The sequence below is a fragment of the Acinetobacter sp. YH12137 genome, assembly GCF_013418535.1.
Lineage (GTDB): Bacteria > Pseudomonadota > Gammaproteobacteria > Pseudomonadales > Moraxellaceae > Acinetobacter.
Genome location: NZ_VPBW01000036.1, coordinates 18814 through 27813, shown reverse-complemented (window position 1 = coordinate 27813; position 9000 = coordinate 18814). Strand labels below are relative to the sequence as shown.

11 protein-coding genes and 1 pseudogene are annotated in these 9000 nt (G+C 39.9%); 8 read left to right on the top strand and 4 right to left on the bottom strand.

What is annotated here, in order from left to right; genetic code table 11:
* Positions 1–278 precede the first annotated feature (278 nt).
* The 8 genes and pseudogenes from FTU72_RS16435 (at position 279) to msrA (ending at position 6016) form a co-directional block, all read left to right on the top strand.
* Positions 279–413: a hypothetical protein gene (locus FTU72_RS16435; protein WP_257219750.1), complete on the top strand. Its 135-nt coding sequence runs from the start codon at positions 279–281 to the stop codon at positions 411–413.
* 58 nt (positions 414–471) lie between these two features.
* Positions 472–2040: a hypothetical protein gene (locus FTU72_RS13585; protein ID WP_179993109.1), complete on the top strand. Its 1569-nt coding sequence runs from the start codon at positions 472–474 to the stop codon at positions 2038–2040.
* A gap of 30 nt (positions 2041–2070) precedes the next feature.
* Positions 2071–2682, top strand: a complete 612-nt coding sequence (locus FTU72_RS13580; protein ID WP_180053014.1) for an HAD family hydrolase — start codon at positions 2071–2073, stop codon at positions 2680–2682.
* A gap of 177 nt (positions 2683–2859) precedes the next feature.
* Positions 2860–3144 (top strand): annotated as a pseudogene (gene thyA, locus FTU72_RS13575) (thymidylate synthase); the annotation flags it as partial.
* 98 nt (positions 3145–3242) lie between these two features.
* Entirely contained in the window at positions 3243–3755 is a 513-nt protein-coding gene (gene dfrA40 / locus FTU72_RS13570) for a trimethoprim-resistant dihydrofolate reductase DfrA40 (RefSeq protein WP_179993111.1), read from the top strand.
* Positions 3756–3781: 26 nt separating this feature from the next.
* A complete protein-coding gene (locus FTU72_RS13565; RefSeq protein WP_180053013.1) occupies positions 3782–4828 on the top strand; it encodes a DUF4105 domain-containing protein in 1047 nt (348 codons plus the stop codon).
* 103 nt (positions 4829–4931) lie between these two features.
* Positions 4932–5393, top strand: coding sequence for an META domain-containing protein (locus FTU72_RS13560; RefSeq protein ID WP_180053012.1), 462 nt, complete (start codon positions 4932–4934; stop codon positions 5391–5393).
* A 98-nt stretch (positions 5394–5491) separates the two neighbouring features.
* Complete coding sequence (gene msrA, locus FTU72_RS13555) at positions 5492–6016, top strand: peptide-methionine (S)-S-oxide reductase MsrA (RefSeq protein ID WP_004781907.1); 525 nt, start codon at positions 5492–5494, stop codon at positions 6014–6016.
* A gap of 89 nt (positions 6017–6105) precedes the next feature.
* Here msrA and FTU72_RS13550 read toward each other — a convergent pair whose 3' ends face one another.
* The 4 genes from FTU72_RS13550 to purU form a co-directional block, all read right to left on the bottom strand.
* Positions 6106–6510 (bottom strand): biopolymer transporter ExbD, encoded by a 405-nt coding sequence (locus tag FTU72_RS13550; protein ID WP_180053011.1) that lies wholly within the window; start codon positions 6508–6510, stop codon positions 6106–6108.
* Complete coding sequence (locus tag FTU72_RS13545; RefSeq protein WP_180053010.1) at positions 6510–7133, bottom strand: MotA/TolQ/ExbB proton channel family protein; 624 nt, start codon at positions 7131–7133, stop codon at positions 6510–6512. Before FTU72_RS13545 ends, FTU72_RS13550 begins: the two co-directional genes overlap by 1 nt.
* A gap of 25 nt (positions 7134–7158) precedes the next feature.
* On the bottom strand, positions 7159–7926 hold the full coding sequence (locus FTU72_RS13540) for a TonB-dependent receptor (RefSeq protein WP_180033539.1): 768 nt from the start codon (positions 7924–7926) through the stop codon (positions 7159–7161).
* A 194-nt stretch (positions 7927–8120) separates the two neighbouring features.
* A complete protein-coding gene (gene purU, locus FTU72_RS13535; RefSeq protein WP_004781900.1) occupies positions 8121–8987 on the bottom strand; it encodes a formyltetrahydrofolate deformylase in 867 nt (288 codons plus the stop codon).
* Between the last annotated feature and the right edge of the window lie 13 nt (positions 8988–9000).

Sequence of the window (9000 nt, the reverse complement as noted above, 5' to 3'; positions counted from 1 at the left end):
CAATGGCTTTTATGGCTTCAGCTTTAAATTCTGCGGTGTAAGTCTTCTGTTTCTTGCTCATGGTAAACTCCTAATGAGTATGTATAGTTTACCAAGTTAAACCCTCCTGTTTTTTAAGCACACATCAAAAATATACTCAAGATAGGCTGTGTTGCACAAAGATCTTGATAATTATTTAGTAAAAAATATAACGAAAAAAACATGTCGCCATTTTTTTTTAATTTTTTTTAGATATCTGCCTATTATCAAATCTCACTATTACTTAATTGGTAAATATTATGTCTAAAAAATCTACTAGCAATCACAATGCAGATATTAGTAATGCAAATAAAGGAACATCAGGTACTAATCGTACATATGATCAGAATCAAGGTAACCGTGGTACACAACTAAATCCACAAGTTAAAAAGTAAAAGTCAGCTAGGTACTTAAAAGTACCTAGCTAAAACCTTTAAAGAAGTTGAATAAATTATGAAACCTGTTGCTTTTCCTTCACAAGGCGATTTATTAAAGTTTTTTTATAATGCTACTGGTCTCATCCCGACAAAAGGTGAAGAGATTTTAGATATTTCTATTAAACCTAAAAGCTTGCATAAAAATCTAAAGCGTTTAGCAGAAGAAAAAGAATGTAACTTCTTAGAAAATTTTAATCATTACAGTGAGGAAATATTCTCTTCACTTACATCTCTTGTTGTGGAAGAAAAATTTAAAAAAATTATTGTAAATCCAATAGTTGAATTATTTAAAGGCTATTTAAGAATAATATTACAAGAGCATACGTTTTTAAATAAAAAACAAAATATAGAAAATCTTATTGAAAGATTCATTGTTGATATTGCACGTCTATGTTTCCCTTCAGAAATTTACTACAAATATCTATTAAATGACTCGTATCCTGAAGCACCCGACTTATTAGGTTGGTTAGACAATTCAGAAAAAAATCCTTTAGTCCATGCTATGACTTGGATTTATGATTCCGAAAAAATTACATATCAAACATTTCATCAACTTGATGATGTAGATCAAACTGATAAAGACCTAAATAATGTCAAAAATTGGTTAACTGGAAAAGTTCAACTGCCGAGTACCTCTCAAATTCTCAGCACCTTCCATAGAGCTTTTAAAAAACAAAGGATTAATACTAAATTAGCAGATACATATACCCTATTTCTTTTAATCGCTAGATTCCTGACCTACTGCAGTAATATATTGTCATCAACATATGGTGATTCTTTTAAAACAAGATATATAGGTTTATTCATACAAGCTTATTCTGCAGTAAAAAGAGATTTTCTCATTTTATTTGAGGAACCTATTAAAGAACTAAATTCAATGAGCTTAGAAGAAAAAGAGTTTTTTTTGACTGAGCTTCTTATTGCTTATGATCAGAGATGTCATAAAAATCTTTTAGAAATGCAGGAAAAGTTTACTGTTAGACAATTATTAGAACTTTGGATACCTAAAGATAAACCTTATCATTCAGCAACTGTACGCATACATCGGTACTTAGGGTTAACAGGAAAAGCTGAAAAAATAATGAAACCCCTTGAAGAAAATATTGAGAATATGATTCATGGTTATCAGCTTATAAAGGGTTCGGAATCAAATTATGAAGTGTGGTTAGAACAATACAATAGAGTTAATAATGACTCTCTCAGCCCATGGCTTAAAAATTGGGTTGATGCAGTCTTTCTATTTGAACATAAAGAATATTCTCAATCTCTTGAAAATATGCGAAGCGCCTTCGACACAATACGTTATACAGCAGCAAATAAGATGATAGAGTTCTTAGAATCTTATATGATTATCAGTCTTTTAGTAGATAATAAAAGAGGATGGAAAGACTTTAAAAGGGCCTTTAAATGGGGAGTCTTTATGAATAATTTTGGAGATCTTAAACCTTTTTATTTGGTTTCTGAAGAAACAGAAATTAGAAGTATTTTTGAAGAAAAACTGATAGTAATTTCTAAGTTTGAAAATATAAGAGATTTAAAAACTTTAGCTAAATTAGTTTTTCATTTTCCATACTCTTCTACTTAAAATATAAATTTAGTATCCATAGTAAGAATGATGAATCACCTTCCTAAAGTCATTATTTTTGATGCCTTCGGTACACTTGTAAAAATCGGTACAAGCCGATCTCCATATCGCAAGTTAATGAAGTGGCTAAAAGATAATGGTAGAAAACCAAGCACCAAAGATGCAAGTGTTATTATGTCTAATCCTGTTGATATTGCACAATTAGCTATGCTCTTTGGAGAAAATATTCCAACTCAACTTTTGCACGAAATCAACGATGATCTTCTATTTGAGTTAAGTACAATTGAACTTTATAAAGATACGATATCCACATTACAAATATTAAAAGAGCATGGATTTAAAATTGCACTATGTTCTAATGTAGCCATGCCTTACGGAGAGCAACTTAAAAAGCTGCTTCCAAATGTATTTGATGCACTTTTTTTAAGTTATGAGATTGGGGCTATAAAACCTGAAGATTATATCTATGAAGTTATTAAGACCCATTTCAACTGTGAAATGTCAGAAATGCTATTTATTGGAGATCATCTAGTTTTAGATGTTGAAAAACCCATTTCTTTAGGAATGGATGCACGTTTAATTCAACGTCATAACAAGCAACTACTGACGAATGTAATAGACGATTTAATTTTAAAGCAGTAAATCTTTGGCACTAATTTTCAACACAGAAGCAATTTTTATACTTTTTCGAAGCCATCTCTAGGCTCAATTATTTTGTTTAAGATAGACTGAATATGCAAAATAAAAAATGCACAGTGACATAATGATACCCATTCCCTTATGTCTAAACGCAGTGTGCATAAAAATGGGGGCATAAAATTTCTTGGCGTTCCATTTAATATAGCCAGCTATGCCCTATTGACTCATATGATTGCACAGGTGTGTGATCTGGATGTCGGTGATTTTGTCTGGACGGGCGGTGATACGCATTTATATGCCAATCATTTTGAACAGGCCAAACTTCAACTCAGTCGTGAGCCTTTAGGCCTATGCCAGTTAAAACTGAATCCTGAAGTTAAAGACCTGTTTGATTTCAAATTCGAAGATATTGAAATTGTCGGTTATGAATCACATCCAGGAATTAAAGCACCAGTTGCAGTTTAATTCTGGTTAAGCCCCGGAAAATATTCAAATCCCACTTTGCTTAAAGTGGGATTTTGCATTTTAATAGCAATAATTTTTATCTGTTTTTGAGTATGGGTATGGCATTTCAGGATTTAGAAGTCGTTCATGTCGTGGCAATGGATCAGCAGCGCTGTATTGGTAAAGACAATGATCTGCCTTGGCATATCTCAGCAGATCTCAAGCACTTTAAGGAAATTACCCAGGGTGGCGTGATTGTCATGGGCCGTAAAACGCTTGAGTCGATGGGCCGTGCGCTGCCTAAACGTGTGAACTGGGTGATTACCCGCGATCCTGACTGGTCTTTTGAAGGCGTCAAAGTCGCGCATACGATTGAAGATGCCTTGACTCAAGCCGTGGCCGATGTGCAGACTTCAGAAAAACCGAATGCTATTTTTATTATTGGCGGTGGTGAAATCTTTAAACAGACTCTGGAGATCGCTGATCGTCTGGAACTGACCCATGTTGAACTGGATGTGCAAGGTCACGCCTACTATCCGGAAATTCCGGCCCAGTTCAAAAAAGTTGCATCAGAACAACATATCGATGACAAAACCGGTATTGCATTTGAGTTCGCAACATACAGAAAATAAAGCCTATTTTCTATAAAAGATTGAACATGCAAGGACAAGAAAATTCAGAAAAGCATTGGAGCCTGTGGTTATTAGGGAGTCTGTTTAGTGTATTTGTCCTGTGTTCAAGTCTTTGGCTGAGCCTGATGCTCTGGGTGCAACAACCCTTGGGTAAAATTGGCAGCATCATTCTGATCGGTCTCTGGCTTCTATTTGCCTGTGTGGTCTTGGGCATTTATTTCACCAAGCATCTGATTTCCCGCCAGGTGGATACAGTGCTTTATCTGCTAGCCTTTCTGGTCAGCTTACTGGCTTATTTAAGCATAGAACCTCGTCAGGATCGTGACTGGAATCCTGAAGTTTCCCGACTGCTCTCCTATGAGCAGCAAGGCAATCAAGTCACCTTGCACAATATCCGTAATTTTGACTGGCAAGCAGAGGGTCAATATACCGAACGCTGGGAAAGCCGGAGTTTTGATCTAAACGACATTACCGGGGTAAACATTATTACCTCTTACTGGATGGGACCTAAAATTGCCCATACGCTGGTCAGTTTTAATTTTGCCAATCAGAAACCGCTCGCCTTCTCGATCGAAATTCGCAAAGAAAAGGATGAGAAATTTTCTGCTATTGGTGGCTTCTTCCGAAAATATGAACTGAGTTTGGTCGCCTCAGATGAGAAAGATATTGTATATACGCGTAGCAATATTCGTGGTGAGCAGGTTTACTTTTTTCCGGTCAAAATGCCGCAAGCAGAAGCTCAGGCCCTATTTAAAGAATATCTGCGTAAGGCTGATGAACTGGCCAAAGAACCTAAATGGTATAACACCTTGAGCAGTAACTGCACGACGCTGGTCTTTGATATGGCTCAGGCAGTATCTCAACAACAGCTTCCTTCAGATTACCGCTTGCTGGCTTCTGGATATTTACCTAATTATTTATATGATTTAAAAGCGCTAGATCAACGCTGGGATATACAAACCTGGTATCAGCGTGCACACGTTAATCCACGAGTTAGAGATACCGGTCAGATCTCCAGTCAGGAGTATTCACAACGCCTGCGTCAAGGCCTACCTGAGCCGAGTTCCAGATAATTTTCCAAGTTATCCAACTTAAAGAAAGATACAAAATCAACTGGCGTATATTGCATTTTTTTGTTTATATACAAATAGCTAACTCAGAATTAGAGTCTCTCGCATGCTAAAAAAATTAACAGCAATCATGATTTTAGGTTCAGTTTTTACGCTGTCAGGTTGTGAAACCGTACCGAGTACCTCATCAGTCAAAACTGAAAATAATTTACAGCTCTTGCAAAATCGTACCTGGATTGTGAACCAGATTGGCAATACCGAAATTACTACAGCACCGACAGCACGCAATATTCCAAGTCTGCAATTCGATGCAGCGACTCAACGCGTGTCTGGCGCAGATGGCTGTAACCGTGTCATGGGCAGCTACACTGCCGGCAAAGACACCCTTAACTTAAGCCAGATAGCGAGTACTGAAATGGCTTGTCTAGATAATGAAGGTCTGGATCAGAAATTTAAGGAGGCACTGAGCAAAGTGACCCATTATCAGGTCTATGGTAAAACCCTGAAATTAATGGACCGTCATGGCAATTTACTCATCCAGTTAGAAAGTGCAGTACAGCCTCGCTAAGTTCTGACTACAAAAAGCCTGTGTCATGCAGGCTTTATATCTTTCATACTCATATGAACATTCAATAATCAGCACTCTACAATGATGAGGACTTAACCATGCAACAAGCACTATTTGGTGGTGGATGCTTTTGGTGTACCGAAGCAGTATTTTTACAGCTTCAGGGCGTACAGAAGGTCGTCAGTGGCTATGCGGGCGGACAAAATCCTAATCCAACCTATGAGCAAGTCTGTGGCGGTGATACCAATCATGCCGAAGTGATCCTGATCGATTTTGATGAAAATCAGATTACGTATAGTCAGTTGCTCGAAGTCTTTTTCGCAACCCATGATCCAACGACATTAAACCGTCAGGGCAATGATGTCGGCACGCAATATCGTTCTGTGATTTATTATTTTAATGATGAGCAAAAAGAAACTGCACAGCTCACAATAGATTCATTGAAAGCTGAAGGGCTGAATATTGTGACTGAACTTAGCCCTGCACCGACTTTCTACCCTGCCGAAGAATATCATCAGAATTTCTTTGCCAAGAATCCGAATCAGGGCTACTGTAATTTTGCGATTCCACCTAAGTTGAACAAATTACAACACAAGTTTATGACGCTGCTTAAAACTCATTAAACTGGATTCTGCTTGATCAAATGCCCTATTAAATTAAGGCAATAAAAAAGCGACTGAGATCAGTCGCTTTTTTCATTGAGAGCAAAAAATTAATTATCGGTTGCAAAAGCAATATCGCTGAGTCCGGCTCCACTCGCGCGTGACATCACTTGAGCAACGGTGTCATAACGTGATTCTTTATCTGCTTTCAATACGATGGTCGGTTGACGCTCTGCCTGGCTCGCCTCATTGAAACGGGTTTCAAGCTGTTCCAGAGTCAGCACATCGCCGTTCCATGCTACATCACCTTTTGCATTGATGCTAATGGTGACATTTTCCGGTGGCAGGTCAATAATTTCTGCAGTGGTTTGCGGTAAGGTTAATGGAATTGATGGGTTCGCAACGGTCGCTGTCACCAGAAAGATGATCATCAATACCAACATGATGTCGATCAGGGGAATGAGATTCATCTCATTCATGCCTATATCGTTGTCTTCACCCAATTGAAAAGCCATTAAGCTTGACCTCCAACTAAACTGTCTTGTGTTACTTTCGCATCAGTCTTCTTTGCAGAAGAGTCCTGTTGCAACATGGTATCAATCAATAAGCTATGTGCATGGTCTTGCAGTTCATTGCTTAAAGTACGGTTAACACGTACACAGATGTTATATGCAAGTACCGCAGGAATTGCCACAGCCAGGCCCAGACCGGTCATGATCAGCGCTTCACCCACGGGAGTGGCTACTTGTGCCAGACCTGCCTGACCGCTCTTACCCACGGCAACCAGTGCGTGGAAGATCCCCCATACTGTACCGAACAGACCGACAAAGGGTGAAATTGAAGCGATGGTACCCAAGACAGATACACCTTTTTCCGCATTACCTTTTTCTAATGCGATCTGACGCAATAAAGCCTGCTCAGCTACAGCTTTACGTTGTTCAAATGCCAAAGGAGTCATTTTATTTTTCAATTGTCCTAATGCTTTAGATAATTGAGCATAGGCAATCTGTTTAAGTTGGCGAGTGCCCATTAAACGCAGCACAAAAATGGTCCATGTCGCAATCGACATTGCCAATAACACGAAATACAGTGTTTTACTGACTGCATCAGCGTGTTGCCAATAAACTGAAAAGTTCATATTCGAACTCCTAATGGGTTAGCCGTTATTTGGTAATCTGAAAATCGAAAGGCTGTTCCACTCGGGTTGGATAAGCCACACCATTTTCAACATATTTGGTCAGTTGTGCACGACGTACCGCTGATTCAACTTTGCGCGTAACGGCCGGACTACAACTCGAATTTCGTGCGGTCGCAGAGACCACTTTCCCCTGCTCATTTGCAGATACATCCACCACCAATGAACAGGCTGATTTTAATTCTCCTGCCGAGAGCGACACTTTTGGTGCACGCTGCCAAGATACGCCGCCGCCAATTGCAACACTTTTCGGTGCAGGTGGAGTCGGCGGTGCGACAGGTGCTGGTGGCGCGACCGGTGCAGGCGCAGGTGCCACTTTTTTAGTTTCAGTCACGACCGCAGGAACCACTGGACTTGGTGCCGGTTTGGCTTCAACTGGCGGTGCAGTAACAGGTTTAGGCGTTTCTGCTTTTTTCACCTGCTCAATTTTTTCTACTTTTTTGGGTGGCGGTGGCAGCGGTTTTTCTACAATTTTAACTTCTTTCGGCTTTGGTGGCTCTTGTTTAGGCTCTGGCGGCTTTGGCTTCGGTGGTAAAGGTTTTGGGGCTTCCTGAAGTTTGACGAAACGAACCTTTAAAGGTTCTTTATCGACCTGTTTCAGTTCAGGTGCTTCCATCTGGCTGACTGCCCATAAGAGACCCACGTGTCCAACCAGAACCGCCGCCAGAATAGAAACGACTTTCTTTTTCATCTGATTTGACGGTGGTGGTGTCATGGGAGCAGCAACTTGACTCATTAAATCTATTTACCTCGAAGAGATGATACGAAACAAACTATCAAGCTCATCGGTTAGCACAATTAAAGTACGCCAATAATAAATGAGAAGTGTTTTCATTTGCAACTACTAATCCCACTTTTCTCCATTATTTTTGTTTCAAACAAAAAAAGGCATACTTAAAGTATGCCTTTTTTAAACAGAGATGCAAGCGCTTATTGGAACACGACAGTTTTATTGCCGTCGACAATCACACGGTCTTCCAGATGCCATCTCACTGCACGTGCCAGCACATTACGTTCAACGTCCTGACCCAGTTCACGCAGCTGTTCCACAGTAAAGTCATGGTTCACACGCTCCACATCCTGCTCAATGATTGGACCCTGATCCAGATCGGCTGTCACATAGTGTGCAGTTGCACCGATCAATTTTACACCTTTGTCATAAGCCTGTTTATATGGATTGGCACCCACGAATGCTGGCAGGAATGAATGATGAATATTGATCACTTTCATTTCCCATTTACTTACGAATTCTTCATCCAGAATCTGCATATAACGGGCTAATACCAGCAGGTCATTACCCTGCATCAGTTCATCAATCTGTGCATAGGCCTCACGTTTGTTCTCTTTGGTCACCGGAACCACTTCAAACGGAATACCAAAGTTTTCTACTGATTCACGTAGAGTCTCGTGGTTCGATACTACTTTAGTGATTTCACATGGCAGACCGCCGCGTGCATGACGCCATAGCAGTTCAAGCAATGCATGGTCGACTTTAGAAACCAGAATACCGACCTTCTTCACATCACTGACCAGTGCCAGACGCCAGTGCATGCCATAGCGCTCTGCAACATTGCCAGCAAAAGTCTGCAACAGGCTTTCTTTACGGCTTTGCAGATTGTCCAGTTCAAACTCAACACGCATGAAGTAACGTCCGCCCTGCGCTGCTGTCGCGTATTGATCAAGCGCCGTAATGTTGGCACCCTGATGATACAAGAAGCTTGAAACAGCCTGCACGATGCCTGGCTTGTCTTCACAAGTAATCAATAAACGTGCGGTATTAGCAGTCGTCATATTCATGTTGGTTAAGGTC

Bases quoted from the DNA above. Each gene is read 5' to 3' on its own strand.
- FTU72_RS16435 (WP_257219750.1), top strand. From the start codon at position 279: ATGTCTAAAAAATCTACTAGCAATCACAATGCAGATATTAGTAATGCA.
- FTU72_RS13585 (WP_179993109.1), top strand. From the start codon at position 472: ATGAAACCTGTTGCTTTTCCTTCACAAGGCGATTTATTAAAGTTTTTT.
- FTU72_RS13580 (WP_180053014.1), top strand. From the start codon at position 2,071: ATGAATCACCTTCCTAAAGTCATTATTTTTGATGCCTTCGGTACACTT.
- dfrA40 (WP_179993111.1), top strand. From the start codon at position 3,243: ATGGCATTTCAGGATTTAGAAGTCGTTCATGTCGTGGCAATGGATCAG.
- FTU72_RS13565 (WP_180053013.1), top strand. From the start codon at position 3,782: ATGCAAGGACAAGAAAATTCAGAAAAGCATTGGAGCCTGTGGTTATTA.
- FTU72_RS13560 (WP_180053012.1), top strand. From the start codon at position 4,932: ATGCTAAAAAAATTAACAGCAATCATGATTTTAGGTTCAGTTTTTACG.
- msrA (WP_004781907.1), top strand. From the start codon at position 5,492: ATGCAACAAGCACTATTTGGTGGTGGATGCTTTTGGTGTACCGAAGCA.
- FTU72_RS13550 (WP_180053011.1), bottom strand. From the start codon at position 6,510: ATGGCTTTTCAATTGGGTGAAGACAACGATATAGGCATGAATGAGATG.
- FTU72_RS13545 (WP_180053010.1), bottom strand. From the start codon at position 7,133: ATGAACTTTTCAGTTTATTGGCAACACGCTGATGCAGTCAGTAAAACA.
- FTU72_RS13540 (WP_180033539.1), bottom strand. From the start codon at position 7,926: ATGAGTCAAGTTGCTGCTCCCATGACACCACCACCGTCAAATCAGATG.
- purU (WP_004781900.1), bottom strand. From the start codon at position 8,987: ATGAATATGACGACTGCTAATACCGCACGTTTATTGATTACTTGTGAA.